Source organism: Citrobacter sp. BIDMC107 (assembly GCF_001037575.1).
GTDB lineage: Bacteria > Pseudomonadota > Gammaproteobacteria > Enterobacterales > Enterobacteriaceae > Citrobacter > Citrobacter freundii.
On the sequence record NZ_KQ089848.1, the window covers coordinates 2785529 to 2810198 of the forward strand.

Consider the following 24670-nt stretch of genomic DNA (forward strand, 5'->3'; position numbering starts at 1 on the left):
ACTCCAGAGTCAAGCGTTTTAAAGATACAACGAACGAACAATCAGGAAATGTCCGGCGAAGTAGCAGGCGGCGGCAATGGCGTTATCGGCGCGAAAGCGACGACGGTAATGGCTACCCAGCCAGACAATATTGCCGATGAACAGGAGCGATGCGCCCATAAATGCCGACAGCGCCGGAGCGGTCGGGCGGAAGAACCATAGTTCGCCAGCCATCCAGACCATCATCAGCGTGATGCCAATAAAGGTACAAATAGCGATGCGCAACTCTTCCAGACGCGTCCAGATCACGGCGATCAGCAACGCCCCCAGTACCGCCAGCACCAACGGCAAAGGCCAGAAGAACGACAGCGTCATTTGGCTGGCGAAGTAAATGGTATACAGCAGATGCGACAGGAAGAATGCCCCCACGGCGTACAGCAGGCGTTGGCGCGGCAATAACGTCAGCGCATCGCCCAGCAGCGAGGCCAGCAGACCAGCCAGCACCAGATAGCTGATAGCGTTAAACATTGGCGCCTGCCAGGCCAGCAGCGCCAGCAGGAGTAACGTCAGGGGTTTAAAGACCCAGCGTTGCCAGGCGGGCCCACGATAGGAAGCATCCACGAACAACCATGCGGAAAGGCAGACAGCGATAAACGACCAAAGCATCTTAGTTCCTTGAATTCGTTATTTTTTCGTAAGCGGGGTGCTTACGGCTCTACTGTCCAGTGTAGAGGTCGACACTGCCAGATGACAACACCATAACGGGCAATGTATGCTTATTTCCGCATTTTCTGATGGGTTAATACTATGAGCAAACCACCACTTTTTTTCATTGTTATCATTATCTTAATTGTTGCCGCCGCGTCGTTTCGCTTTGTTCAGCAGCGGCGTGAAAAAGCCGATAATGATGCGGCGCCGCTGGTGCAAAAGCAGGTGGTGGTGAGTAACAAACGGGAAAAACCGCTTAACGATCGACGATCCCGTCAACAGGAAGTGAGCCCGGCGGGAACCAGCATGCGCTATGAAGCCAGCTTTAAGCCACAAAACGGCGGCCTGGAGCAGACGTTTCGTCTGGATGCTCAGCAGTACCATGCGCTAACGGTCGGGGATAAAGGCACGCTAAGTTACAAAGGTTCGCGTTTTGTTGATTTTACGCTTGAACGCTAAGGTGTCATCTGACTGATGCCGGATGGCGGCTTACGCCTTATCCGGCCTACAGATTTTTTCGCCCCGGCTCGCAACGTGCCGCCGGGCGAAAAGAGCGTAGTTACTTCTTCAACTGATCTTTAATCTTCTTCTGCCACACCAGTAGCTCAAAGACGCCGAACAGAAAAATACGGATTTTCTCTCCGTTGGTCATCTGCGGGCCATCTTTAGGCATGGTGCTTTTTAGCAGCGCCAGTTGCATGCCATGCATCAGCACCATAAATATCAGTGCGACGTTAACGAAGATGTTAAGCGGGCGTGGAAAGGGTTGGAAAATATTCAGTAGTAAAAATGCCCAGACGCACAGCATCAGCAGGCGTCCCAGGTTAATCAACATCGTGTTCTCCTCGTGCTTCACGTTGGTACAGGCGATAGGCGACCTGTCCGGCAACTTTCTCACGGTATAGCGACCAGTTCACCGGAACCGGCGGCAAACCGTTTTCTACTTCGCTTTCAACGTAAATATACGCTTCATTTGCCAGCCAGCCATGAGTTTCCAGAAGCGTTAATGTTTCTTCCAGTAACCCTTTGCGAAACGGCGGATCCACAAATACCACGTTATGCGGCGTACCCGTCTGAGCCAAAAATGCCAGCGTATTGGTATTGACGACGCGGGCATGGGAGGCTTTCAACGTGGCGAGATTCTTTTGTAGCTGCTGAGATACCGCGCGATCCATCTCCAGAAGCGTCGCATTTGCCGCATAGCGAGAGAGGGCTTCCAGCCCCAGCGCGCCGCTGCCGGCGAAGCAGTCCAGACAGTGAGCATCGACCATTACCGGGGCCAGCCAGTTAAACAACGTTTCGCGCACACGGTCGGTGGTCGGACGCAGGCCGGGGCTGTCCGGAACCGGGAGTTTACGGCCACGCCATTGCCCGCCAATAATGCGGATCTGGCCGCTACCAGAGTGATTCGGTTTTTTCATTTCTATTATTGCTCAATCCGCCTATAGCATGTCATTCCAGGCGGTGATGTGAGTTAAGTTAACCCGTCGCCTTTCAAGTTACCTCTTCGTTGGCTGCACTTACCTCACCCGAATCACTTACTAAAAGTAAGCTCATCGGGATTCGTGCGCTTGCCGCCTTGACGTAACTCGAAATTCATTGGGTATAAGTGATAGACTATTTCATCATTTTTTTAGCTGCTATGTACATAGCGTTGACGCTGTGCCATGAAGCAACAGCGGGGGAGTGTAGTCGCAAATGGCGAAAGAGAAAAAACGTGGCTTTTTTTCCTGGCTGGGCTTTGGTCAAAAAGAGCAGGCACCGGAAAACGAGACAGAAGTAAAAAACGAAGAACAACAACCGGTTGCTGAAGAAACTACCGTCGTTGACGAACAGCCGCGCGCCGAGGAAACCCGTAGCGAGGCGGAAACGCAAGCCTTTGCAGCTGAAGTCGTTGAATTAACTGAACAGGTTGCGGAAATTGAGAAACTGCAGCCGGAAGAAGAACCTGTCGCCGAACAAGCGCAGCCGGAAATTGAGCCGGTTGCTGAACCCGTTGCTGAAACTGTAGTGGAAACGCCAGCTGCGGTGGTTATCGAACGCGAAGAATTGCCGCTGCCGGAAGAGGTGAAAACCGAAGAAGTTTCTGCCGAAGAGTGGCAGGCCGAAGCGGAAACCGTGGAAATCGTTGAGGCGGCTGAAGAAGAAGCTGAAAACGAGCCGCAACTGACCGACGAAGAGCTGGAAGCACAGGCGCTGGCCGCTGAGGCTGCTGAAGAAGCGGTTATGGTGGTGCCGGTAGAAGAACCTGCTGTAGAAGAACCGGTAGAAGAAGAGGTAGTCCAGGAGCAGGAAAAACCAACCAAAGAAGGTTTCTTTGCGCGTCTGAAACGCAGCCTGCTGAAAACAAAAGAAAACCTCGGTTCCGGATTTATCAGTCTGTTCCGTGGTAAAAAGATCGACGATGATCTGTTTGAAGAGCTGGAAGAGCAACTGCTGATCGCCGATGTGGGCGTAGAAACGACCCGTAAGATCATTGCGAATCTGACAGAAGGTGCCAGCCGCAAGCAGCTTAAAGATGCGGAAGCGCTGTACGGCCTGCTGAAAGAAGAGATGGGCGAGATTCTGGCGAAGGTTGACGAACCGCTGAATGTTGAGGGCAAAACACCATTTGTTATCTTAATGGTTGGCGTCAACGGTGTGGGCAAAACCACCACTATTGGTAAGCTGGCGCGTCAGTTTGAGCAGCAGGGTAAATCAGTAATGCTGGCGGCGGGCGATACTTTCCGTGCGGCGGCGGTAGAACAGCTGCAGGTCTGGGGTCAGCGTAATAATATCCCGGTGATTGCTCAGCATACCGGTGCGGATTCCGCGTCAGTTATCTTTGATGCCATCCAGGCGGCGAAGGCGCGTAACGTAGACGTGCTGATCGCTGATACCGCAGGGCGTTTGCAGAATAAATCGCACCTGATGGAAGAATTGAAAAAAATCGTTCGCGTCATGAAGAAGCTGGACGAAGATGCGCCGCATGAAGTTATGCTGACTATCGACGCCAGCACCGGGCAGAATGCGATAAGCCAGGCCAAACTGTTCCATGAAGCGGTGGGCTTAACCGGTATCACCCTGACCAAGCTGGACGGTACGGCGAAGGGCGGGGTTATCTTCTCGGTTGCCGATCAGTTTGGCATCCCTATCCGCTATATCGGTGTGGGCGAACGTATCGAGGATTTACGTCCGTTTAAAGCGGACGACTTTATAGAGGCACTTTTTGCCCGAGAGGATTAACAATGATTCGCTTTGAACATGTCAGCAAGGCCTATCTCGGTGGGAGACAAGCGCTGCAGGGAGTGACCTTCCATATGCAGCCTGGCGAGATGGCGTTTCTGACCGGCCACTCCGGCGCGGGGAAAAGTACCCTGCTGAAGCTGATTTGTGGAATTGAACGGCCCAGCGCCGGGAAAATCTACTTTAGCGGGCATGACATCAGCCGTTTGAAAAACCGCGAAGTGCCGTTTCTGCGTCGTCAGATTGGCATGATTTTTCAGGATCACCACCTGCTAATGGACAGAACCGTGTTTGATAACGTGGCAATTCCGCTGATCATCGCGGGCGCCAGCGGGGACGATATTCGTCGTCGCGTGTCAGCGGCGCTGGATAAGGTCGGGCTGTTGGACAAAGCGAAAAACTTCCCTATTCAGCTCTCTGGCGGTGAACAACAGCGCGTCGGCATTGCCCGTGCGGTGGTGAATAAACCAGCGGTGCTGCTGGCGGATGAACCAACGGGGAACCTGGATGACGCGCTGTCGGAAGGGATCCTGCGCCTGTTCGAAGAGTTTAACCGCGTCGGGGTCACGGTATTAATGGCCACGCACGATATTGGCCTGATCTCCCGTCGCTCCTATCGCCAAATGGTTCTGAGCGATGGACATCTGCATGGAGGCCTGGCGCATGAATAGACGTGACGCTATTAACCAAATCAAACAGTTCGGTGGCCGACTGGATCGCTTTCGTAAATCGGGCGGTGCGCCGGGTGACGGCGGTCGCAACGCGCCTAAGCGTGCGAAGGCCGCGCCAAAGCCGAACTCGCGTAAAACCAATGTCTTTAATGAGCAGGTACGTTATGCGTTCCAGGGCGCGTTACAGGACCTGAAAAGCAAGCCGCTGGCGACGTTCCTGACGGTGATGGTTATTGCCATCTCCCTGACGCTGCCAAGCGTGTGCTACATGGTTTATAAGAACGTAAACCATGCAGCAAGTCAGTATTATCCGTCCCCGCAGATCACCGTTTACCTGCAAAAAACGTTGGATGATGATGCGGCGGCGCGGGTGGTTGGTCAGTTGCAGGCCGAGCAGGGCGTGGATAAAGTGAATTATCTTTCCCGTGACGACGCGCTGGGCGAATTCCGTAACTGGTCTGGATTTGGCGGTGCGCTGGATATGCTGGAAGAGAACCCGCTGCCGGCCGTGGCGGTGGTGATCCCGAAACTGGATTTCCAGGGTACGGAGTCGCTAAACACGCTGCGTGACCGCATCGCACAAATCAACGGTATTGATGAAGTGCGGATGGATGACAGCTGGTTCGCTCGCCTGGCGGCGCTGACGGGCCTTGTCGGACGCGTTTCCGCGATGATTGGCGTGCTGATGGTAGCGGCGGTCTTCCTCGTCATCGGTAACAGCGTGCGTCTGAGTATTTTTGCGCGTCGCGATACCATTAACGTGCAAAAACTGATTGGCGCGACGGATGGATTTATCCTGCGTCCGTTCCTCTACGGCGGGGCACTGCTCGGTTTTTCCGGTGCATTTCTTTCACTGATTTTGTCAGAAATTTTGGTGATGCGTCTGTCGTCAGCGGTGACTGAAGTGGCACAGGTATTTGGAACCAAGTTTGATATCAATGGCTTATCATTCGATGAATGCCTGTTATTGCTGCTGGTGTGCTCGATGATTGGCTGGGTGGCAGCCTGGCTTGCCACGGTTCAACATTTACGCCACTTTACCCCCGATTAAAAAATCTCTGGTATAATCTTTCCCTGCACTGAGTAGTTCGCTCTGCAGGGAAAGAGTCTCTGTGATCTCTTCCCGGCGTATTCATTGTGATGTCACATTTTGTGCGTAATCTATACACATTACGACATGGAACTTGTGGATAAAATCACTGTCTGATAAAAGATTGAATGATATTCTCGTTGCTCATAAGCTCTGGCATGGTTGTTGCTATTGGTTTTAGCCAATGCGCCAGATGAAAAGATTGAGAGGATTTGAATGACCAAAGAAATGCAAAATTTAGCTTTAGCCCCTGTTGGTAACCTGGAATCTTACATCCGGGCTGCGAACGCGTGGCCGATGTTGTCGGCTGACGAGGAGCGGGCACTGGCTGAAAAGCTGCATTACCAGGGCGATCTGGAAGCAGCTAAAACGCTGATCCTGTCTCACCTGCGCTTTGTTGTTCATGTTGCTCGTAATTATGCGGGCTATGGCCTGCCGCAGGCGGATTTGATTCAGGAAGGTAATATCGGCCTGATGAAAGCCGTGCGCCGTTTCAACCCGGAAGTGGGTGTGCGCCTGGTTTCCTTCGCCGTGCATTGGATCAAAGCTGAGATCCACGAATACGTTCTGCGTAACTGGCGTATCGTTAAAGTCGCGACCACTAAAGCGCAGCGTAAGCTGTTCTTTAACCTGCGTAAAACCAAGCAGCGTCTGGGCTGGTTTAACCAGGACGAAGTTGAAATGGTTGCTCGCGAGCTGGGTGTTTCCAGCAAAGACGTGCGCGAAATGGAATCCCGTATGGCGGCGCAGGACATGACGTTTGACATGTCTTCAGACGATGAGTCTGACAGCCAGCCGATGGCCCCGGTGCTGTATCTGCAGGATAAATCTTCTAACTTTGCCGACGGCATTGAAGAAGATAACTGGGAAGATCAGGCCGCGAACAAACTGACCCACGCAATGGAAGGTCTGGACGAGCGTAGCCAGGACATCATTCGTGCTCGTTGGCTGGACGAAGACAACAAGTCGACGTTGCAGGAACTGGCCGATCGCTACGGCGTTTCCGCTGAACGTGTTCGTCAGCTTGAAAAGAACGCCATGAAAAAATTGCGCGCGGCGATCGAAGCATAATCTTCCAGCCGATCTGGAAATGCTGATAAACCCTGGATGAAAATCCGGGGTTTTTTGTTTTTATCTCTCCCCCTCTCTCCTGACGTTTATGCTTTTTGTCATCAAGTTGTTATCTGCATGTCAAATTTAGCTATTCCAAAATAATAAAAATCGGGTATGTTTTAGCAGAGTATGCTGCTAAAGCACGGGTGGCTATCCAATAATCGAAATAAAGTGCTGAACAACAACATCACAACACACGTAATAACCACAATAATGGGGATTGTCAGGATGAATATGAAGGGTAAAGCGTTATTGGCAGGATGTATCGCCCTGTCTTTGAGCAATATAGCGTTTGCTAAGGATATTAAAGTTGCTGTCGTCGGCGCGATGTCCGGTCCGGTAGCGCAGTATGGCGATCAGGAATTTACTGGCGCAGAGCAGGCGATTGCAGATATCAATGCCAAAGGCGGCGTGAAAGGCGACAAACTGGTCATGGTGAAATATGACGATGCCTGTGACCCGAAACAAGCGGTAGCGGTAGCTAACAAAGTGGTCAACGACGGGATTAAATATGTTATCGGCCACCTGTGCTCATCTTCCACTCAGCCTGCGTCAGATATCTATGAAGACGAAGGCATTCTGATGATTACCCCAGCGGCAACGGCGCCAGAGCTGACCGCACGCGGCTATAACCTGGTGTTACGTACCACCGGTCTGGATTCCGATCAGGGCCCGACTGCTGCCAAATATATCGTTGAAAAAGTGAAGCCGAAGCGCATTGCGATCGTTCACGACAAACAACAGTACGGTGAAGGCCTGGCGCGTTCCGTGCAGGACAACCTCAAGAAAGCCAACGCTGACGTGGTGTTCTTCGACGGGATCACCGCTGGCGAGAAAGATTTCTCTACGCTGGTGGCGCGTCTGAAGAAAGAGAATATCGATTTCGTTTACTACGGTGGTTACCACCCGGAAATGGGGCAGATTCTGCGCCAGGCACGCGCTGCGGGTCTGAAAACCCAGTTTATGGGACCAGAAGGGGTAGCGAACGTGTCGCTGTCTAACATCGCGGGTGAGTCTGCAGAAGGCTTACTGGTAACGAAACCGAAAAACTACGATCAGGTTCCGGCGAACAAACCGATTGTGGACGCGATCAAAGCCAAGAAACAGGATCCGAGCGGTGCATTCGTATGGACCACCTACGCCGCGCTGCAATCCTTGCAGGCCGGTCTGAACCAGTCTGACGACCCGGCTGAAATTGCCAAATACCTGAAAGCAAACTCAGTGGAAACCGTAATGGGGCCGCTGTCATGGGATGCGAAGGGCGATCTGAAGGGCTTCGAATTCGGCGTGTTTGACTGGCATGCAAACGGGACGGCGACCGACGCCAAATAATTTTCCTGGCGCCTTTCGCGCTGCAGGTGCGTTGGCTACGTTATTCAACCCCGGTCACTTACTTCTGTAAGCTCCCGGGGACTTCATAACTTGCCGCCTTCCTGCAGCGCGAAATTCTTGGAAAATTGCGAGGTGGTTTTTTATTTTTTCTCCCAGCATGTAGGCCGGATAAGCGTCAGCGCCATCCGGCTTTTTTATCTTTTTTCCCAGCCATTTTCCTGGGCCGTAAACCCTAACGCCTGCATAAACGCGGCCATCACGCTGCGGTCTTCAACGCCGACGTCGGCCATCCACCATGAACTCACGTCAGAGTTTTCCCGGATCACTTCTTCGATCAAATACTGCCCGACGCCGCGGCGGCGGGTGATATCGCGTACGCGCAATGAATCCAATGCGCCTTGTGTGCCGCTCAGGGTTACGCGAACTGCGCCTAACAGACGCTCGTTAAAGCGCGCGGCGTAGATCCGGTGCGTTTCATCTACGCTTAATGATGAGGCGGAATATTCCGGCCAGATTTTGCCCAGATCAATCTGGTCCTGGTCGCTAAAGTTCTCTAAACGAACGATGGTCAGCTTCATTAACAGCATGTCCAAATCACAAAAGATGGAATGAGTGTACCGAAATAATTCGCCCGGATGCTTTCTCTTTTTTATGTGAATAACCAGATTAATAATTTTGTAACAACAGTAATGACAGTTTGAAACCGTAGAGATTGAAAAACAGGCAGAATAATACCCTGGAATGCAGCATTTTATTCGGCTCTTTGTACCGTTATTTTATGCTGACAAACGTGCTTTTTTTTGTTTATCTATAGTGAAAAGCAGAATATTATCTTTTCTTAATCGACTGAAAAATAGAGATTTTAGCCTGATTTTGCTTAAATGACTGCGCTAAACCATTAATGAGACTGGTAAAAATAGTGCAGTTCAAAAAAAGCACAGACTGCTTTTTAACCACATAAATACAAAATATTAATTACGTCACGAATGGGGATTCAGGTAATGAAACGGAATGCGAAAACAATCATCGCAGGGGTGATAGCACTGGCAATGTCACACGCGGTCATGGCGGAAGATATCAAGGTCGCTGTTGTCGGCGCGATGTCAGGTCCGGTCGCGCAATGGGGTGATATGGAATTTAATGGCGCACGTCAGGCCATTAAAGATATCAATGCCAAAGGCGGGGTCAAAGGCGACAAACTGGTCGCTGTGGAATATGACGACGCCTGCGATCCGAAACAGGCCGTTGCGGTAGCGAACAAAATCGTCAATGACGGCATTCAGTACGTTATTGGACATCTGTGCTCATCTTCCACGCAGCCTGCATCAGATATCTATGAAGATGAAGGCATTCTGATGATTTCTCCGGGCGCCACAAACCCGGAACTGACCCAGCGCGGTTACGCTCACATTATGCGTACAGCGGGCCTGGACTCCTCTCAAGGGCCGACCGCCGCGAAATACATTCTGGAGAAGGTGAAGCCGCAGCGCATTGCCATCATTCACGATAAACAGCAATACGGTGAAGGCCTGGCGCGTTCAGTGCAGGACAGCCTGAAAGCGGGCAAAGCCAACATCGTTTTCTTTGACGGTATCACCGCCGGGGAAAAAGATTTTTCTGCGCTGATCGCTCGCCTGAAAAAAGAAAATATCGACTTTGTTTATTACGGCGGCTACTACCCGGAAATGGGGCAAATGCTGCGCCAGGCACGTTCCGTCGGGCTGAAAACCCAGTTTATGGGACCAGAGGGCGTCGGCAATGCGTCGCTGTCTAACATTGCTGGTGATGCCGCTGAGGGCATGCTGGTGACCATGCCAAAACGCTATGACCAGGATCCGGCGAATAAAGCTATCGTCGATGCGCTCAAAGCTGACAAGAAAGATCCAACTGGACCGTACGTGTGGATCACTTATGCAGCCGTCCAGTCATTGGCGACAGCAATGGATCGCAGCGGTAGCAAAGAGCCGCTGGACCTGGTGAAAGATCTGAAAGCACACGGGGCTGATACCGTGATTGGGCCGCTGAAATGGGACGAAAAAGGCGATTTGAAGGGATTTGAGTTTGGTGTCTTCCAGTGGCATGCGGACGGTTCATCGACCGTCGCGAAGTAATACCTGAAGACGAGTTATCCCACCGCCCGTGTAAAATGGGCGGGTATAAAAAGGTTACCTTATGTCCGAGCAGTTCCTCTATTTCTTGCAGCAGATGTTTAACGGCGTCACGCTGGGAAGCACCTACGCGCTGATCGCCATCGGTTACACGATGGTGTACGGCATTATCGGCATGATCAACTTCGCCCATGGCGAGGTGTATATGATCGGCAGCTATGTCTCCTTTATGATCATCGCCGCGCTAATGATGATGGGCATTGATTCCAGTTGGCTACTGGTCGCGGCGGGCTTCGTCGGCGCGATTGTGATTGCCAGCGCCTACGGCTGGAGCATTGAACGCGTGGCGTATCGACCCGTGCGCAGCTCTAAGCGCCTGATCGCGCTGATTTCCGCTATCGGGATGTCCATCTTCCTGCAAAACTACGTCAGCCTGACGGAAGGTTCGCGCGATGTGGCACTGCCCAGCCTGTTTAATGGCCAGTGGACCGTTGGCAGTAGCGAAAACTTCTCTGCTTCCATCACCACCATGCAGTTGGTTATCTGGATTGTAACCTTCCTGGCGATGCTGGCGCTGACGCTGTTTATCCGTTACTCCCGTATGGGTCGCGCCTGCCGTGCCTGCGCGGAAGACCTGAAAATGGCCAGCCTGCTCGGCATCAACACCGATCGCGTGATTGCGCTGACCTTTGTGATTGGCGCGGCAATGGCGGCGGTCGCGGGCGTGCTGCTCGGTCAATTCTATGGCGTAATTAACCCGTACATCGGCTTTATGGCCGGGATGAAGGCCTTTACCGCAGCGGTGCTTGGCGGCATCGGCAGCATTCCTGGGGCGATGATCGGCGGCCTGATTCTGGGCGTCGCGGAAGCGCTCTCCTCTGCTTATCTGAGTACTGAATACAAAGACGTCGTTTCATTCGCGCTGCTGATTCTGGTGCTGCTGGTGATGCCGACCGGTATTCTGGGTCGCCCGGAGGTAGAGAAAGTATGAAACCGATGCATTTTGCAATGGCGCTGCTCTCTGCCGCCATGTTCTTCGTCCTGGCGGGCGTCTTTATGGGCGTTCAGTTAGAGCTTGACGGCACCAAACTGGTGGTGGATTCCGCGGCGGATATTCGCTGGCAGTGGGTGTTTATTGGTACAGGCGTGGTCTTCCTCTTCCAGTTGCTGCGTCCAGCTTTCCAGAAGGGCATGAAGAGCGTCTCCGGACCGAAGTTTATTCTGCCAGCGATTGACGGCTCCACCGTTAAACAGAAGCTGTTCCTGGTGGCGTTGCTGGTGATTGCCGTGGCGTGGCCGTTTATGGTCTCGCGCGGTACGGTGGATATCGCCACGCTGACGATGATTTATATCATCCTCGGCCTCGGCTTAAACGTGGTGGTGGGGCTTTCCGGCCTGCTGGTGCTGGGCTACGGCGGCTTTTATGCCATTGGCGCTTACACCTTCGCGCTGCTGAACCACTATTACGGACTCGGCTTCTGGACCTGTCTGCCGCTGGCGGGGCTGGTTTCCGCTGCTGCGGGCTTCCTGCTCGGCTTCCCGGTACTGCGCCTGCGCGGTGATTATCTGGCTATTGTGACCTTAGGCTTCGGTGAAATCGTCCGTATCCTGCTGCTCAACAACACCGAAGTGACCGGTGGCCCGAACGGTATCAGCCAGATCCCGAAACCGACTTTTTTCGGTCTGGAGTTTAGCCGTACCGCCCGTGAAGGCGGCTGGGATACCTTCAGCAACTTCTTTAACGTCAAGTACGATCCCTCTGACCGCGTCATTTTCCTCTATCTGGTGGCGCTGCTGCTGGTGGTCTTCTCGCTGTTTGTGATTAACCGTCTGCTGCGTATGCCGTTGGGCCGTGCGTGGGAAGCGCTACGTGAAGATGAAATTGCCTGTCGCTCGCTGGGCTTAAACCCTACGCGCATCAAACTGACAGCTTTTACCATCAGCGCCGCGTTTGCCGGTTTTGCCGGTACGCTGTTTGCCGCGCGCCAGGGGTTTGTCAGCCCGGAATCCTTCACCTTTGCCGAGTCGGCCTTTGTGCTGGCAATTGTGGTATTGGGCGGAATGGGCTCACAGTTTGCGGTGATCCTCGCGGCCATCCTGCTGGTAGTGTCACGCGAGCTGATGCGTGATTTCAACGAATACAGCATGTTAATGCTGGGTGGTTTAATGGTACTGATGATGATCTGGCGTCCGCAGGGCTTGTTGCCGATGACCCGTCCACAGTTGAAGCTGAAAAACGGGGAAGCAAAAGGAGAGCAGGCATGAGTCAGCCATTATTATCCGTTAACGGCCTGATGATGCGCTTCGGCGGTCTGCTGGCGGTAAACAACGTTGAACTGGAACTGCGGCCGCAGGAAATAGTTTCGTTAATCGGGCCAAACGGCGCGGGAAAAACCACGGTCTTTAACTGTCTGACCGGTTTTTATAAGCCGACCGGCGGGACGATTAAGCTGCGCGACCAGCACCTGGAAGGACTACCGGGTCAGCAAATCGCGCGTATGGGCGTGGTGCGTACTTTCCAGCACGTACGTCTGTTTCGCGAAATGACGGTGATTGAAAACCTGCTGGTGGCGCAACATCAGCAACTGAAAACCGGCGTCTTCTCCGGCCTGTTGAAAACTCCGTCGTTCCGTCGCGCGCAGAGTGAAGCGTTGGATCGCGCCGCTACCTGGCTGGAGCGTATTGGTTTGCTGGAGCACGCCAACCGTCAGGCGAGTAACCTGGCCTATGGCGATCAACGTCGTCTGGAGATTGCCCGTTGCATGGTGACCCAGCCGGAAATTCTGATGCTCGACGAACCCGCTGCGGGACTCAACCCGAAAGAGACCAAAGAGCTGGACGAGCTGATTGCTGAACTGCGTAACCATCACAACACCACCATTTTGTTGATTGAGCACGACATGAAGCTGGTGATGGGTATTTCCGATCGTATTTACGTGGTGAACCAGGGCACGCCGCTGGCGAATGGGACGCCGGAACAGATTCGTAATAACCCGGATGTTATCCGCGCCTATTTAGGTGAAGCATAATGGGGGCGAGGATTAATATGGATAAGGCGATGTTATCGTTCGACAAAGTCAACGCCCACTACGGCAAGATACAGGCGCTGCATGACGTCAGCTTGTATATCAACCAGGGTGAAATCGTTACTCTTATTGGTGCCAACGGCGCGGGAAAAACCACGCTGCTCGGCACATTGTGTGGCGACCCGCGAGCGACCAGCGGGCGAATCGTCTTTGATGGTAAAGACATTACCGACTGGCAGACGGCGAAAATCATGCGCGAAGCGGTAGCGATTGTGCCGGAAGGGCGTCGCGTGTTTTCCCGTATGACGGTGGAAGAGAACCTGGCGATGGGCGGTTTCTTTGCCGAGAAAGACCAGTTTCAGGAACGCATCAAGTGGGTGTATGACCTGTTTCCTCGCCTGCATGAGCGTCGTATTCAACGTGCGGGAACGATGTCCGGCGGTGAACAGCAGATGCTAGCGATAGGCCGTGCGCTGATGAGCCAGCCGAGGCTGCTACTGCTTGATGAACCGTCGCTGGGTCTCGCACCGATTATCATCCAGCAGATCTTTAACACTATTGAGCAACTGCGCGAGCAGGGGATGACCATCTTCCTCGTCGAACAGAACGCTAACCAGGCGCTGAAGCTCGCCGATCGCGGCTACGTGCTGGAAAACGGTCATGTGGTGCTGGAAGACACTGGCGATGCGCTACTGGCTAACGAAGCGGTGCGCAGTGCGTATCTGGGCGGTTAATCATTCTCTGAATAGACAAGGGGCCCGCTGTGGCCCCTTTTTATTGCGCTATGTTATTATTGAGAATAGTTATCAATAATAAAAAATGAACATGGAGAAAGGATGATTCGTTCAGGTACCTGCATGATGATTGGCAGTTTGTTTTTGACGCTTTCTTTAACTACCCTGGCCTCGACACCGCCAGCGTTTGACCCGCGCGATCCCGCAATCTGGGAAGAGAAATCGGACAACCCGTTAGCGCAATCCGACTCGCCCTGCGAAGTGTTTACCAGCTCGGTATGCCCGGGCTGGGAAGATGATAAATCAGATATCCAACGTGAACGTGAGCGGCGAGAGCAGCAGCGTTTACAGAATGAGTACGAACGACGCTGGCGCAGAGATTAAGTCTATCCAGAGATAATGAGGTCGTACGTCAGGCAACGTATCCACGATTACATGCGCTGACTGATGCTTCTCTTTTGTACGCTTCAGTTGTACAATTAAGATGTACATATGAGGAGGCTTTATGCGCACTATGAACTATAGTGAAGCTCGACAAAACCTGGCTGAAGTGCTGGAGAGCGCTGTCACTGGTGTGCCTGTTACCATTACGCGCCGTGGTCATAAACCTGCGGTAATCATCAGCGCGGAAGAGTTTGAACGCTATCAGGCCGCCAGACTTGATGATGAATTTGCCGACATAATGATGATTCATGGTAATGAAATCAGGGAGCTGGCGGATAAATGACGCTACAGATTATCTCAGCGGAAGAGATAATACAGTTTCACGACAGGCTGCTCCGCGTGACGCCTGGTGTCGCAGGTATGCCTGACCCCGGTCGTGCGGAAGCGCTGATGTATCGGGTATTGAATCAAATCGAATATGAAGGTGTGACTGACGTGTGGCTACTGGCGGCAATGCATTTGTTAGCCATTTCCCGTGGGCATATCTTTAATGATGGTAACAAGCGTACTGCGTTATTTATTACGTTGCTGTTTTTAAAACGTAATGGGATCGTATTATCTGCAAACCCTGATTTTGTCGCCATGACGGTTGAAGCGGCAGCAGGACAACTCACGTTAGAACAAATTGCGCATCGTCTGCGCCATTAATGCATCATCTCGATATCTGAACCGCTATTAGACCGGGTAAGGCATACCGCTACCCGGCTTTGTTGTGCACCACTCCGCATTTTCCTGTCACTACGCTTTCACCGCCTTGCCATCTGTTTGTCGCCTTACTATCTTTTTTTTGTAATAAAAAAGTTATTTTTCTGTCATTCGAGCATGTCATGTTACCCCCGCGAGCATAAAACGCGTGATATCGCGCATCCGGCACAACAAGAGAGATAACCGATGATATCGTTACGACATACAGCTTTAGGACTGGCACTTAGCCTGGCGTTTGCAGGTCAGGCACTGGCGGTCACCACCATCCCATTCTGGCACTCAATGGAAGGCGAACTGGGTAAAGAAGTTGATTCTCTGGCGCAACGTTTTAATGCCGCCAATCCCGACTACAAAATTGTTCCGCAGTACAAAGGCAACTACGAGCAGAGCCTGAGTGCAGGAATTGCCGCTTTCCGTACCGGAAACGCGCCTGCGCTGCTACAGGTTTATGAAGTGGGTACGGCAACGATGATGGCTTCGAAAGCCATTAAACCGGTCTATGAAGTATTCAAAGAGGCTGGCATCAACTTCGATGAGTCTCAGTTCGTACCGACGGTTTCTGGTTATTACACCGACTCTAAAAGCGGACATTTGCTTTCTCAACCGTTTAACAGCTCCACTCCGGTGCTGTACTACAACAAAGATGCCTTTAAAAAAGCTGGTTTAGACCCTGAGCAGCCGCCGAAAACCTGGCAGGACCTGGCGGAGTACACCGCGAAGCTGAAAGCGGCAGGCATGAAGTGCGGTTACGCCAGCGGCTGGCAGGGGTGGATTCAGATTGAAAACTTCAGTGCCTGGAACGGTCTGCCGGTCGCTACCAAAAACAACGGTTTTGACGGTACTGACGCGGTGCTGGAGTTCAATAAACCGGAACAGGTAAAACATATCGCTCTGCTGGAAGAGCTGAACAAAAAAGGCGATTTCAGCTACTTCGGGCGTAAGGACGAATCCACTGAGAAGTTCTATAACGGGGATTGTGCCATTACCACCGCCTCTTCCGGTTCGCTGGCTGATATCCGCCACTACGCAAAATTCAACTATGGCGTCGGGATGATGCCGTACGATGCCGATGTGAAGGGCGCGCCGCAGAACGCAATTATCGGTGGGGCCAGTCTTTGGGTGATGCAGGGCAAAGACAAAGCCACCTACGAAGGCGTGGCGAAGTTCCTCAACTTCCTGGCGAAGCCTGAAATTGCTGCCGAATGGCATCAGAAGACCGGCTATCTGCCGATCACCACAGCTGCCTACGACCTGACCCGTGAGCAGGGCTTCTATGATAAGAACCCTGGGGCTGATATTGCCACCCGCCAGATGCTGAACAAGCCGCCGTTGCCGTTCACCAAAGGGCTGCGTCTGGGCAACATGCCGCAGATCCGTACCATTGTGGATGAAGAGCTGGAAAGCGTCTGGACCGGGAAGAAAAACCCGCAGCAGGCGCTGGATGCCGCCGTTGAGCGTGGCAATCAGTTACTGCGCCGCTTTGAGCAATCGACCAAATCGTAATGTGAAATGCCGGGTGGCGGCTGTGCCTTACCCGGCCTACAAATGCGCGTAGGCCGGATAAGCGTAGCGCCATCCGGCGCTGTTCAGGAATCAAACTTCCATGTCCTCATCCCGTCCGGTGTTCCGTTCGCGCTGGCTTCCCTATTTACTGGTGGCTCCGCAGCTGGTTATCACCGTTATTTTCTTTATCTGGCCTGCCGGTGAAGCGCTGTGGTACTCGCTACAATCCGTTGATCCGTTTGGTCTTTCCAGCCAGTTTGTCGGACTGGAAAACTTTGTCGCGCTGTTTCATGACCCGTACTACCTCGACTCATTCTGGACCACCATTAAGTTCAGTACGTTAGTCACGCTAAGCGGTCTGCTGGTGTCGTTATTTTTTGCGGCGTTGGTGAATTACGTGGTGCGCGGCAGCCGTTTTTACCAAACGCTAATGCTGTTGCCTTACGCCGTTGCGCCCGCCGTTGCCGCCGTATTGTGGATCTTCCTGTTTAACCCAGGGCGCGGGCTGATTACCCATTTTCTCGGTGAGTTTGGCTATGACTGGAACCATGCGCAAAACAGCGGTCAGGCAATGTTCCTGGTGGTGTTTGCGTCGGTCTGGAAGCAGATTAGTTACAACTTCCTGTTCTTCTTTGCCGCACTGCAGTCTATTCCTCGCTCGCTGATCGAAGCCGCCGCGATTGACGGTGCGGGGCCGGTTCGCCGCTTCTTTAAACTGGCGCTGCCGCTCATTGCCCCGGTGAGCTTCTTCCTGCTGGTGGTGAATCTGGTGTATGCCTTCTTTGACACCTTCCCGGTGATTGATGCTGCCACTGCAGGCGGGCCGGTACAGGCGACCACGACGCTGATTTATAAGATCTATCGCGAAGGTTTTGTCGGGCTGGATCTGGCTTCTTCCGCTGCACAATCGGTGGTGCTGATGTTCCTGGTCATTATTTTGACGGTGGTGCAGTTCCGCTATGTGGAAAGTAAGGTGCGTTACCAATGATTGAGAACCGTCGTGGGCTGACAATATTCAGCCATGCCATGTTGATTATGGGGATCATGGTGATTCTGTTTCCGTTGTACGTCGCGTTTGTCGCGGCGACGCTGGACAACAAAGCGGTGTTTGAGACGCCGATGACGCTGGTTCCCGGCACGCAGCTGCTGGAAAACATGAAATACATCTGGGTCAACGGCGTGGGCGTCAACAGCGCGCCGTTCTGGCTGATGATGCTCAACAGTTTCATCATGGCGTTCAGCATTACGGTAGGGAAAATTACTGTCTCTATGCTTTCCGCATTTGCCATCGTCTGGTTTCGCTTTCCGCTGCGCAACCTGTTCTTCTGGATGATTTTTATCACCCTGATGCTACCGGTTGAGGTGCGTATTTTCCCGACGGTAGAAGTGATCGCCAATCTGAAGATGCTCGACAGCTATGCGGGTCTGACACTGCCGTTGATGGCATCTGCGACAGCGACTTTCCTGTTCCGTCAGTTCTTTATGACCCTGCCGGATGAACTGGTTGAGGCGGCGCGTATTGACGGCGCGTCACCAATGCGTTTTTTCCGCGATATCGTACTACCGTTGTCAAAAACCAATCTGGCGGCGCTGTTCGTTATTACCTTTATCTACGGCTGGAACCAGTATCTGTGGCCGTTGTTAATTATTACCGACGTCAATTTGGGCACTGCGGTGGCAGGTATCAAAGGCATGATTGCCACCGGTGAAGGCACCACGCAGTGGAACCAGGTAATGGCCGCCATGCTGCTAACGCTCATCCCTCCGGTAATCATCGTGTTAGCCATGCAGCGCGCGTTTGTGCGTGGTTTAGTGGACAGTGAGAAATAAAAATGGCTGGTTTAAAACTACAGGCAGTAACCAAAAGCTGGGACGGCAAAACCCAGGTGATTAAACCGCTGACGCTGGACGTCGCGGACGGGGAATTTATTGTGATGGTTGGGCCATCCGGCTGCGGTAAGTCTACGCTGCTGCGGATGGTGGCCGGGCTTGAACGGGTAAGCGGCGGCGATATCTGGATTGATAATAAACGCGTCACCGAGATGGAGCCGAAGGATCGCGGCATTGCGATGGTCTTTCAAAACTATGCTCTCTACCCGCATATGAGCGTGGAAGAAAACATGGCCTGGGGGCTGAAAATCCGCGGGATGGGCAAGGAGCATATTGCTGAGCGGGTAAAAGAGGCGGCACGTATTCTCGAGCTGGGTGAGCTGCTCAAACGTCGTCCGCGCGAACTTTCCGGCGGCCAGCGCCAGCGCGTAGCGATGGGACGAGCGATTGTGCGTGACCCGGCGGTATTCCTGTTCGATGAGCCGCTTTCTAACCTTGATGCCAAGCTGCGCGTACAGATGCGTCTGGAGTTACAACATCTGCATCGCCGACTGAAAACCACCTCGCTGTACGTGACGCACGATCAGGTTGAAGCGATGACCCTCGCCCAACGGGTAATGGTAATGAACAAAGGTATTGCCGAGCAAATCGGCACCCCAGTTGAGGTGTATGAAAAACCCGCCAGCCGCTTTGTGGCGAGCTTTATTGGCAGCCCGGCGATGAATCTGCTCGATGGGCGCATCAGCGCTACGGGTACCCATTTTGAGCTGGAGGGCGGCATGACGTTGCCCATCGGCAGAAGCGCCAGGGAGTGTATTGGGCGTAACATGACGCTGGGTATCCGCCCGGAGCATATTGCGCTAAGCTCGCAGGCCGAAGGCGGCGTGCCGCTGGTCGTCGACACGCTGGAAATGCTGGGTGCGGATAATCTGGCACATGGACGTTGGGGTGAGCAAAAGCTGGTGGTGCGGTTGGCGCATCAGCATCGCCCGACGGCAGGCAGTACGCTGTGGCTGCATCTGCCAGAACATCATCTGCATCTTTTTGATGGCGAAACAGGACAACGCGTATGAATAACTGGCCTTACCCCCATATTGTCGCCCATCGCGGCGGCGGTAAGTTAGCCCCGGAAAATACCCTGGCGGCGATCGATGTGGGGGCACGATACGGGCATACCATGATTGAGTTTGACGCTAAATTGTCGAAAGACGGTGAGATCTTCTTACTGCATGACGACAACCTGGAACGCACCAGTAACGGCTGGGGTGTGGCTGGCGAATTGAACTGGCAGGATCTATTGCGCGTGGACGCCGGCGGCTGGTTTAGCGGTGAGTTTAAAGGCGAACCGTTGCCGCTGCTCTCGCAAGTTGCTGAGCGCTGTCGCCAGCACGGCATGATGGCAAATATTGAGATCAAACCCACCACCGGGACGGGGGCGCTCACCGGGAAGGTCGTGGCGCTGGCCGCACGTGAACTGTGGGCGGAAATGACGCCACCGCTGTTGTCATCCTTTGAAATTGATGCGCTAGAAGCGGCGCAGCAGGCGGAGCCTGAACTGCCGAGAGGTTTGCTGCTGGATGAATGGCGCGAGGACTGGCGTGAGCTGACCACGCGGCTTGGCTGCGTCTCTATTCATCTTAATCATAAGCTGCTGGATGAGGCGCGCGTGGATGCGCTGCGCGATGCTGGGCTACGTATACTGGTTTATACCGTAAACCGACCCCAGCGCGCGGCAGAACTGCTGCGCTGGGGCGTAGACAGCATCTGTACCGATGCCATTGATACCATTGGTCCGGATTTCCAGCCCAGTTAAGGCCCAATCGTTTTTAACGGAACGTTAGGTTGCGGCGTGCTGGAGGGCTTCAGCATGTCGCCGTTCTTTTTCTCCGACAGCATATGTTGCTTATTGAGCGAGCTGTCCGGATTACGGGTTCCACTCAACATCCCTCCGTTGCTGTTAGGCAGCATTTGCTGCTGTCCAGAATTCAACTCGCCCGGCTGAGACTGCAGCACGCGCTGGGTGTTCGTGTTGATTTGGTTTTCCATATGCTGTTGCTGCATGCGCGTCTGCGTTTGCAACTGCTGGTTGAGCATCCCTTTCTGCTGAATCTGCTGTGATTGCATTTGGGTTTGCATACGCTGCTGACTCGGGATCTGATAACCGGGTTGATTCGGGTTATTCATGGTGTTGATGGGCTGTGCAAAGCCTGCAAACGGCAAGAGCATGGCTAAAAGTAAGAGTCGTTTCATCGCTTTTCTCCTCTCGGGGATCATTTAAGTTTACTCCTTTCTCGCCGTTACGATGATTATTTCAGAGTTATGCACCAGGCTTAGTGGGGGCCGACCCCCGTACATCTGGAGAATAACGATGATAAAACCGACGTTTTTACGCCGGGTAGCCATTGCTGCTCTGCTCTCAGGAAGTTGTTTTAGCGTGGCTGCCGCGCCGGCTGCGCCACCACCAGTATCCTACGGTGTCGAGGAAGATGTGTTCCATCCCGTTCGTGCGCAACAGGGGATGGTGGCTTCCGTAGATGCTTTAGCCACCCAGGTTGGGGTGGATATTCTGAAACAGGGCGGGAATGCCGTTGATGCCGCTGTAGCCGTTGGCTACGCGCTGGCGGTGACGCATCCGCAGGCAGGCAATCTGGGCGGCGGCGGGTTTATGCTGCTGCGTACCAAAGACGGTAACACCACGGCGATCGATTTTCGTGAAATGGCTCCCGCTGGCGCGACCCGCGACATGTTCCTCGATGAACAGGGCAACGCCGATGCGAAAAAGTCGCTAACCTCACATCTGGCATCCGGTACGCCGGGTACGGTGGCGGGTTTCTCGCTGGCGCTGGAGAAATACGGCACGATGCCGCTGAACAAAGTCGTGCGCCCGGCGATGAAGCTGGCGGAAGAAGGCTTTGTGGTTAACGACGCGCTGGCCGACGATCTGAAAACCTATGGCAGCGAAGTGCTCCCTAATCACGAGAACAGCAAAGCCATTTTCTGGAAAGACGGCGAGCCGCTGAAAAAGGGCGACAAGCTGGTGCAAACGAACCTGGCGAAAAGCCTGGAGATGATTGCCGAGAACGGTCCGGATGCGTTTTATAAAGGGGCAATTGCCGAACAGATAGCTGGGGAAATGCAGAAAAACGGCGGGTTGATGACCAAAGAGGATTTAGCCAGCTATAAAGCCGTGGAGCGTACGCCGATTAGCGGCGACTATCGCGGGTATCAGGTCTTCTCGATGCCACCGCCGTCCTCTGGCGGTATTCACATTGTGCAGATCCTCAATATTCTTGAAAACTTCGATATGAAGAAGTACGGGTTTGGCAGCGCTGATGCCATGCAGGTAATGGCTGAAGCGGAGAAATATGCCTACGCCGACCGCTCGGAGTATCTGGGCGACCCGGATTTTGTGAAAGTACCGTGGCAGGCGCTGACCAATAAAGCCTATGCCAAATCGCTTGCCGATCAAATTGATATCAACAAGGCTAAGCCTTCCAGCCAGATCAAACCTGGCAAGCTCGCGCCGTATGAAAGCAATCAGACCACCCATTTCTCGGTGGTGGATAAAGACGGTAATGCCGTGGCGGTGACGTATACCCTGAACACCACCTTCGGCACCGGGATTGTGGCAGGTAACACCGGCATTCTGCTTAATAACGAAATGGACGATTTCTCCGCCAAGCCGGGCGTGCCGAACGTTTATGGGCTGGTGGGTGGCGATGCTAACGCGGTTGGGCCGAAGAAGCGTCCGCTGTCATCAATGTCGCCGACTATCGTGGTAAAAGACGGGAAAACCTGGCTGGTTACCGGCAGCCCTGGCGGGAGCCGAATCATCACCACCGTGCTGCAAATGGTAGTCAACAGCATTGATTTTGGAATGAACGTCGCCGAAGCGACCAACGCGCCGCGCTTCCATCATCAGTGGTTGCCCGATGAACTGCGCGTTGAGAAAGGGTTTAGCCCGGACACCATTAAGCTGCTGGAGCAGAAAGGGCAGAAAGTCGCGCTGAAGGAAGCGATGGGCAGTACGCAGAGCATTATGGTTGGACCGGATGGCGCACTGTATGGCGCGTCCGACCCACGCTCCGTGGATGATTTAACGGCGGGATACTGATTTTTGATTAATAGCCCGGTGTCAGGCACCGGGCGTTTTGTTGGCTATGCCGTGAGCAACCGCGCTGGGTTATCAATACAGAGCCTGCGTAGAGTATCGTTGTCTACTCCACGGGCGGCCAGATAGGCGAGGAAAACATTCGGGACAAATCCCCAACCGTTCCCCCCATTTTTTGCCCACATCTGTTTGAGAAAAACATCATGGCTTAAAACTATCTGATCGGCGTAACCCAATTCAATCAGATGTGCTACCGCATCTGCGGTTTCCTGAACGCCTGGGGCGATACCTTCTTTTGGGAAAGTGATGTCCAGGCCAATCATGTCAAATTCAAGCCATACGCCTCGATCGAGCATTTTTCGTTGATAGGCAACATCTTTTCCCGAAGGATCTGAATGCGCCAGCGAGACTTTTGCCGGAGAGACGTTCATCTCTTCAAGGACAATATCCAGCACCTCATCACCCAGCCGCAGCCACCCTGGCATATGGATATTCATCGCAGTATGAGGATTATTACGTTGTGCCAGAGAAGCCGCTCGCAGACTGTTGCGTTCCGCCTGCGTAAAAGCGGGTGATACGCCAATTTCACCTATCATGCCGGCGCGAATATCCGTCTCGCCTATCCCCTGATTCAGTTCCTTATCAATAAGTGAGGCTAACAACTCGACAGGTTTGTGGATCCTGGCACTTTCAAACTTCTCCAGATAAGGTCCTGATGAAGCTACGATGTTCAAACCGGTTTTTAATGCCACTTCTCGCAATGACAAGACATCTCGACCGATAGATTCAGAACCTGTCGCGTCGACAATCGTCCTGCCTCCCAGTGACATAAAGTTGTTGATTTCAAAGATGACATCATCAATTTCCTTTCTGTCCATGTTATCGGCGCAGCAGTAGGGATCATGTTTCAATCCCCACTGCAGATCAGCGCTGACCTTTTTCCCCACGAGTTGCTGTGAGAATTCATAATGCGGTTCGTCAACAACCGATGATAAATCGTTAAACAGATGCTCATGCGGTAGCGTCAGACCCATATCCGTGTGCGCCACTGGGCCTGTCACGGTTTGCAGGAAACCTTTCATCCTGACACCTCCATTTTTTGCGCCATTTTGGATGCTCTGTATTCGGGGATGGTGGTAACAATTGCGCCTATTAGCGCAAACAGCGTCCCAATGATCGTGACCAGATAGACCGTATTACCCAGTGACGGGATAAGTTCATCAATCAACACTGAGCCAAGCAATTGACCCGCGGTAGAAGCAACACCGAGCATCAACAGCCCTAAGCCTCTGACCAGAATCGCCATCAGCCCGATGGACAGCAGACCCAGCGGGCCACCGAGATACATCCACCACGTATCGGGTAACTGGACGGTGACATGACCTAATGCGACACGTATCGCCAGCGCAGCGCCCAGCACACAAAAGCCGACGATGAAGTTCCAGGTAATGGAAACCAGCATAGAGCCCGTTGCCTCGGCAACTTTGGCATTTCCAGCAGGCTGCCAGCCAGCGAGTAATCCTGCCAAAAATGGAAGGATAGCGAGCAGGATAAAGGAGGTTGAATGCCACTGTGGTGACACGACAAAAATCGTGGCAATAACAGCGAACAATGCGCCAGTAACGCGCCATGGCGTGAAGTATTTCTTCTCATCCACACCGACACCAAAACGGTCGCACAGCAGGCCGGAAAGGAGGAGGGCGGAAATTAATGCAGTTTGAAACGTGGCAACGCCCAACGCGCCGGCTGATGCCCCTTCCGAAAATACAACCATCGCCCCGCATAATCCGGCAAACCAATTCCACAACGGGATTTTTCGCGTTTTAATCAGGGCTGGGATCGACGCGAATTGCTGGCGTGTTTCTTTGCGCGCAATAATAATAAAAAACATGACGACCAGACCACTGGCGAATGAGATTACTGCGCAAGCATTTCCATCCTGCAACCAGTGTCCCAATTGTCCATTAACGGCAGACTGCATAGGGGAAAGCATACCGGCTAAGATAGTTGCAAGCATCAGTAAGGGGGTTGAGTACTTATTCTTGTTCATACATCAATCCTTATATTTTATAAAAGGAGTAACTTTCGTTA

At 53.0% G+C, this 24670-nt stretch carries 27 protein-coding genes and 1 pseudogene; 20 read left to right on the plus strand and 8 right to left on the minus strand.

Annotation, left to right across the window (positions count from 1 at the left end; translation table 11 throughout):
- Positions 1-18: 18 nt before the first annotated feature.
- The gene (locus tag SK39_RS12925; protein ID WP_003846172.1) at positions 19-645 is read right to left on the minus strand and encodes a lysoplasmalogenase; all 627 of its coding nucleotides are present in this window, start codon (positions 643-645) and stop codon (positions 19-21) included.
- A gap of 141 nt (positions 646-786) precedes the next feature.
- On the opposite strand from SK39_RS12925, the gene SK39_RS12930 reads away from it, so the two are divergent.
- On the plus strand, positions 787-1146 hold the full coding sequence (locus SK39_RS12930; RefSeq protein ID WP_048217069.1) for a DUF2500 domain-containing protein: 360 nt from the start codon (positions 787-789) through the stop codon (positions 1144-1146).
- 100 nt (positions 1147-1246) lie between these two features.
- Here SK39_RS12930 and SK39_RS12935 read toward each other — a convergent pair whose 3' ends face one another.
- Together SK39_RS12935 and rsmD are read right to left on the minus strand one after the other, a co-directional pair.
- Entirely contained in the window at positions 1247-1522 is a 276-nt protein-coding gene (locus SK39_RS12935) for a DUF1145 family protein (protein WP_003023415.1), read from the minus strand.
- The gene (gene rsmD, locus SK39_RS12940; RefSeq protein ID WP_016151121.1) at positions 1512-2108 is read right to left on the minus strand and encodes a 16S rRNA (guanine(966)-N(2))-methyltransferase; all 597 of its coding nucleotides are present in this window, start codon (positions 2106-2108) and stop codon (positions 1512-1514) included. The genes SK39_RS12935 and rsmD overlap by 11 nt, the downstream gene beginning before the upstream one ends.
- Positions 2109-2385: 277 nt before the next feature.
- On the opposite strand from rsmD, the gene ftsY reads away from it, so the two are divergent.
- The 5 genes from ftsY (at position 2386) to livJ (ending at position 8118) form a co-directional block, all read left to right on the plus strand.
- Positions 2386-3912 carry a signal recognition particle-docking protein FtsY gene (gene ftsY / locus SK39_RS12945; RefSeq protein WP_048217070.1) on the plus strand — a complete coding sequence of 509 codons (1527 nt, stop codon included), beginning with the start codon at positions 2386-2388 and terminating at the stop codon, positions 3910-3912.
- Positions 3913-3914: 2 nt separating this feature from the next.
- On the plus strand, positions 3915-4583 hold the full coding sequence (ftsE, locus tag SK39_RS12950) for a cell division ATP-binding protein FtsE (RefSeq protein ID WP_003023420.1): 669 nt from the start codon (positions 3915-3917) through the stop codon (positions 4581-4583).
- Positions 4576-5634 carry a permease-like cell division protein FtsX gene (gene ftsX / locus SK39_RS12955; protein ID WP_048217071.1) on the plus strand — a complete coding sequence of 353 codons (1059 nt, stop codon included), beginning with the start codon at positions 4576-4578 and terminating at the stop codon, positions 5632-5634. The genes ftsE and ftsX overlap by 8 nt, the downstream gene beginning before the upstream one ends.
- Positions 5635-5889: 255 nt before the next feature.
- A complete protein-coding gene (gene rpoH / locus SK39_RS12960) occupies positions 5890-6744 on the plus strand; it encodes an RNA polymerase sigma factor RpoH (RefSeq protein WP_003023425.1) in 855 nt (284 codons plus the stop codon).
- Between the two features lie 270 nt (positions 6745-7014).
- Positions 7015-8118 (plus strand): branched chain amino acid ABC transporter substrate-binding protein LivJ, encoded by a 1104-nt coding sequence (gene livJ / locus SK39_RS12965; protein ID WP_156182978.1) that lies wholly within the window; start codon positions 7015-7017, stop codon positions 8116-8118.
- An 83-nt stretch (positions 8119-8201) separates the two neighbouring features.
- Here livJ and SK39_RS27135 read toward each other — a convergent pair.
- Positions 8202-8328 (minus strand): annotated as a pseudogene (locus SK39_RS27135) (hypothetical protein).
- Positions 8313-8696 (minus strand): aspartate 1-decarboxylase autocleavage activator PanM, encoded by a 384-nt coding sequence (panM, locus tag SK39_RS12970; protein WP_032950982.1) that lies wholly within the window; start codon positions 8694-8696, stop codon positions 8313-8315. The pseudogene SK39_RS27135 and the gene panM overlap by 16 nt, the downstream one beginning before the upstream one ends.
- Before the next feature lie 423 nt (positions 8697-9119).
- On the opposite strand from panM, the gene livK reads away from it, so the two are divergent.
- The 13 genes from livK (at position 9120) to ugpQ (ending at position 20281) form a co-directional block, all read left to right on the plus strand.
- Positions 9120-10229, plus strand: coding sequence for a high-affinity branched-chain amino acid ABC transporter substrate-binding protein LivK (gene livK, locus SK39_RS12975; protein ID WP_003023433.1), 1110 nt, complete (start codon positions 9120-9122; stop codon positions 10227-10229).
- A 61-nt stretch (positions 10230-10290) separates the two neighbouring features.
- A complete protein-coding gene (gene livH / locus SK39_RS12980; protein ID WP_003023435.1) occupies positions 10291-11217 on the plus strand; it encodes a high-affinity branched-chain amino acid ABC transporter permease LivH in 927 nt (308 codons plus the stop codon).
- Positions 11214-12491, plus strand: a complete 1278-nt coding sequence (livM, locus tag SK39_RS12985) for a branched chain amino acid ABC transporter permease LivM (RefSeq protein ID WP_032950432.1) — start codon at positions 11214-11216, stop codon at positions 12489-12491. The genes livH and livM overlap by 4 nt, the downstream gene beginning before the upstream one ends.
- A complete protein-coding gene (gene livG, locus SK39_RS12990; RefSeq protein ID WP_003023438.1) occupies positions 12488-13255 on the plus strand; it encodes a high-affinity branched-chain amino acid ABC transporter ATP-binding protein LivG in 768 nt (255 codons plus the stop codon). The genes livM and livG overlap by 4 nt, the downstream gene beginning before the upstream one ends.
- A gap of 17 nt (positions 13256-13272) precedes the next feature.
- Positions 13273-13986, plus strand: coding sequence for a high-affinity branched-chain amino acid ABC transporter ATP-binding protein LivF (gene livF, locus SK39_RS12995; RefSeq protein ID WP_003827581.1), 714 nt, complete (start codon positions 13273-13275; stop codon positions 13984-13986).
- 102 nt (positions 13987-14088) lie between these two features.
- On the plus strand, positions 14089-14370 hold the full coding sequence (locus SK39_RS13000) for a hypothetical protein (RefSeq protein WP_003023442.1): 282 nt from the start codon (positions 14089-14091) through the stop codon (positions 14368-14370).
- Between the two features lie 121 nt (positions 14371-14491).
- Positions 14492-14713 carry a type II toxin-antitoxin system Phd/YefM family antitoxin gene (locus SK39_RS13005; protein ID WP_032937236.1) on the plus strand — a complete coding sequence of 74 codons (222 nt, stop codon included), beginning with the start codon at positions 14492-14494 and terminating at the stop codon, positions 14711-14713.
- Positions 14710-15078, plus strand: a complete 369-nt coding sequence (locus SK39_RS13010; protein WP_032937237.1) for a type II toxin-antitoxin system death-on-curing family toxin — start codon at positions 14710-14712, stop codon at positions 15076-15078. The genes SK39_RS13005 and SK39_RS13010 overlap by 4 nt, the downstream gene beginning before the upstream one ends.
- Positions 15079-15321: 243 nt before the next feature.
- Positions 15322-16638 carry a sn-glycerol-3-phosphate ABC transporter substrate-binding protein UgpB gene (ugpB, locus tag SK39_RS13015; protein ID WP_003023445.1) on the plus strand — a complete coding sequence of 439 codons (1317 nt, stop codon included), beginning with the start codon at positions 15322-15324 and terminating at the stop codon, positions 16636-16638.
- 100 nt (positions 16639-16738) lie between these two features.
- Complete coding sequence (gene ugpA, locus SK39_RS13020; protein WP_032937238.1) at positions 16739-17626, plus strand: sn-glycerol-3-phosphate ABC transporter permease UgpA; 888 nt, start codon at positions 16739-16741, stop codon at positions 17624-17626.
- Positions 17623-18468 carry a sn-glycerol-3-phosphate ABC transporter permease UgpE gene (gene ugpE, locus SK39_RS13025; protein WP_003023450.1) on the plus strand — a complete coding sequence of 282 codons (846 nt, stop codon included), beginning with the start codon at positions 17623-17625 and terminating at the stop codon, positions 18466-18468. The genes ugpA and ugpE overlap by 4 nt, the downstream gene beginning before the upstream one ends.
- A 2-nt stretch (positions 18469-18470) precedes the next feature.
- On the plus strand, positions 18471-19541 hold the full coding sequence (locus SK39_RS13030; RefSeq protein WP_003837845.1) for a sn-glycerol-3-phosphate import ATP-binding protein UgpC: 1071 nt from the start codon (positions 18471-18473) through the stop codon (positions 19539-19541).
- On the plus strand, positions 19538-20281 hold the full coding sequence (gene ugpQ, locus SK39_RS13035; protein ID WP_032937239.1) for a glycerophosphodiester phosphodiesterase: 744 nt from the start codon (positions 19538-19540) through the stop codon (positions 20279-20281). The genes SK39_RS13030 and ugpQ overlap by 4 nt, the downstream gene beginning before the upstream one ends.
- Here the strand turns inward: ugpQ and SK39_RS13040 are convergent.
- Positions 20278-20718 carry a DUF2756 family protein gene (locus SK39_RS13040; protein ID WP_032937241.1) on the minus strand — a complete coding sequence of 147 codons (441 nt, stop codon included), beginning with the start codon at positions 20716-20718 and terminating at the stop codon, positions 20278-20280. The genes ugpQ and SK39_RS13040 overlap by 4 nt on opposite strands.
- A 118-nt stretch (positions 20719-20836) precedes the next feature.
- On the opposite strand from SK39_RS13040, the gene ggt reads away from it, so the two are divergent.
- Complete coding sequence (ggt, locus tag SK39_RS13045; RefSeq protein ID WP_003023458.1) at positions 20837-22582, plus strand: gamma-glutamyltransferase; 1746 nt, start codon at positions 20837-20839, stop codon at positions 22580-22582.
- A gap of 44 nt (positions 22583-22626) precedes the next feature.
- Here ggt and SK39_RS13050 read toward each other — a convergent pair whose 3' ends face one another.
- Positions 22627-23661 (minus strand): phosphotriesterase family protein, encoded by a 1035-nt coding sequence (locus SK39_RS13050; RefSeq protein WP_003023461.1) that lies wholly within the window; start codon positions 23659-23661, stop codon positions 22627-22629.
- Positions 23658-24629: a DMT family transporter gene (locus tag SK39_RS13055; RefSeq protein ID WP_048217073.1), complete on the minus strand. Its 972-nt coding sequence runs from the start codon at positions 24627-24629 to the stop codon at positions 23658-23660. Before SK39_RS13055 ends, SK39_RS13050 begins: the two co-directional genes overlap by 4 nt.
- Positions 24630-24670: the final 41 nt, after the last annotated feature.

What these genes read in the sequence shown, in the direction of transcription:
- SK39_RS12925 (WP_003846172.1), bottom strand. Translation starts at nt 645, where the DNA reads ATGCTTTGGTCGTTTATCGCTGTCTGCCTTTCCGCATGGTTGTTCGTG.
- SK39_RS12930 (WP_048217069.1), top strand. Translation starts at nt 787, where the DNA reads ATGAGCAAACCACCACTTTTTTTCATTGTTATCATTATCTTAATTGTT.
- SK39_RS12935 (WP_003023415.1), bottom strand. Translation starts at nt 1,522, where the DNA reads ATGTTGATTAACCTGGGACGCCTGCTGATGCTGTGCGTCTGGGCATTT.
- rsmD (WP_016151121.1), bottom strand. Translation starts at nt 2,108, where the DNA reads ATGAAAAAACCGAATCACTCTGGTAGCGGCCAGATCCGCATTATTGGC.
- ftsY (WP_048217070.1), top strand. Translation starts at nt 2,386, where the DNA reads ATGGCGAAAGAGAAAAAACGTGGCTTTTTTTCCTGGCTGGGCTTTGGT.
- ftsE (WP_003023420.1), top strand. Translation starts at nt 3,915, where the DNA reads ATGATTCGCTTTGAACATGTCAGCAAGGCCTATCTCGGTGGGAGACAA.
- ftsX (WP_048217071.1), top strand. Translation starts at nt 4,576, where the DNA reads ATGAATAGACGTGACGCTATTAACCAAATCAAACAGTTCGGTGGCCGA.
- rpoH (WP_003023425.1), top strand. Translation starts at nt 5,890, where the DNA reads ATGACCAAAGAAATGCAAAATTTAGCTTTAGCCCCTGTTGGTAACCTG.
- livJ (WP_156182978.1), top strand. Translation starts at nt 7,015, where the DNA reads ATGAATATGAAGGGTAAAGCGTTATTGGCAGGATGTATCGCCCTGTCT.
- panM (WP_032950982.1), bottom strand. Translation starts at nt 8,696, where the DNA reads ATGAAGCTGACCATCGTTCGTTTAGAGAACTTTAGCGACCAGGACCAG.
- livK (WP_003023433.1), top strand. Translation starts at nt 9,120, where the DNA reads ATGAAACGGAATGCGAAAACAATCATCGCAGGGGTGATAGCACTGGCA.
- livH (WP_003023435.1), top strand. Translation starts at nt 10,291, where the DNA reads ATGTCCGAGCAGTTCCTCTATTTCTTGCAGCAGATGTTTAACGGCGTC.
- livM (WP_032950432.1), top strand. Translation starts at nt 11,214, where the DNA reads ATGAAACCGATGCATTTTGCAATGGCGCTGCTCTCTGCCGCCATGTTC.
- livG (WP_003023438.1), top strand. Translation starts at nt 12,488, where the DNA reads ATGAGTCAGCCATTATTATCCGTTAACGGCCTGATGATGCGCTTCGGC.
- livF (WP_003827581.1), top strand. Translation starts at nt 13,273, where the DNA reads ATGGATAAGGCGATGTTATCGTTCGACAAAGTCAACGCCCACTACGGC.
- SK39_RS13000 (WP_003023442.1), top strand. Translation starts at nt 14,089, where the DNA reads ATGATTCGTTCAGGTACCTGCATGATGATTGGCAGTTTGTTTTTGACG.
- SK39_RS13005 (WP_032937236.1), top strand. Translation starts at nt 14,492, where the DNA reads ATGCGCACTATGAACTATAGTGAAGCTCGACAAAACCTGGCTGAAGTG.
- SK39_RS13010 (WP_032937237.1), top strand. Translation starts at nt 14,710, where the DNA reads ATGACGCTACAGATTATCTCAGCGGAAGAGATAATACAGTTTCACGAC.
- ugpB (WP_003023445.1), top strand. Translation starts at nt 15,322, where the DNA reads ATGATATCGTTACGACATACAGCTTTAGGACTGGCACTTAGCCTGGCG.
- ugpA (WP_032937238.1), top strand. Translation starts at nt 16,739, where the DNA reads ATGTCCTCATCCCGTCCGGTGTTCCGTTCGCGCTGGCTTCCCTATTTA.
- ugpE (WP_003023450.1), top strand. Translation starts at nt 17,623, where the DNA reads ATGATTGAGAACCGTCGTGGGCTGACAATATTCAGCCATGCCATGTTG.
- SK39_RS13030 (WP_003837845.1), top strand. Translation starts at nt 18,471, where the DNA reads ATGGCTGGTTTAAAACTACAGGCAGTAACCAAAAGCTGGGACGGCAAA.
- ugpQ (WP_032937239.1), top strand. Translation starts at nt 19,538, where the DNA reads ATGAATAACTGGCCTTACCCCCATATTGTCGCCCATCGCGGCGGCGGT.
- SK39_RS13040 (WP_032937241.1), bottom strand. Translation starts at nt 20,718, where the DNA reads ATGAAACGACTCTTACTTTTAGCCATGCTCTTGCCGTTTGCAGGCTTT.
- ggt (WP_003023458.1), top strand. Translation starts at nt 20,837, where the DNA reads ATGATAAAACCGACGTTTTTACGCCGGGTAGCCATTGCTGCTCTGCTC.
- SK39_RS13050 (WP_003023461.1), bottom strand. Translation starts at nt 23,661, where the DNA reads ATGAAAGGTTTCCTGCAAACCGTGACAGGCCCAGTGGCGCACACGGAT.
- SK39_RS13055 (WP_048217073.1), bottom strand. Translation starts at nt 24,629, where the DNA reads ATGAACAAGAATAAGTACTCAACCCCCTTACTGATGCTTGCAACTATC.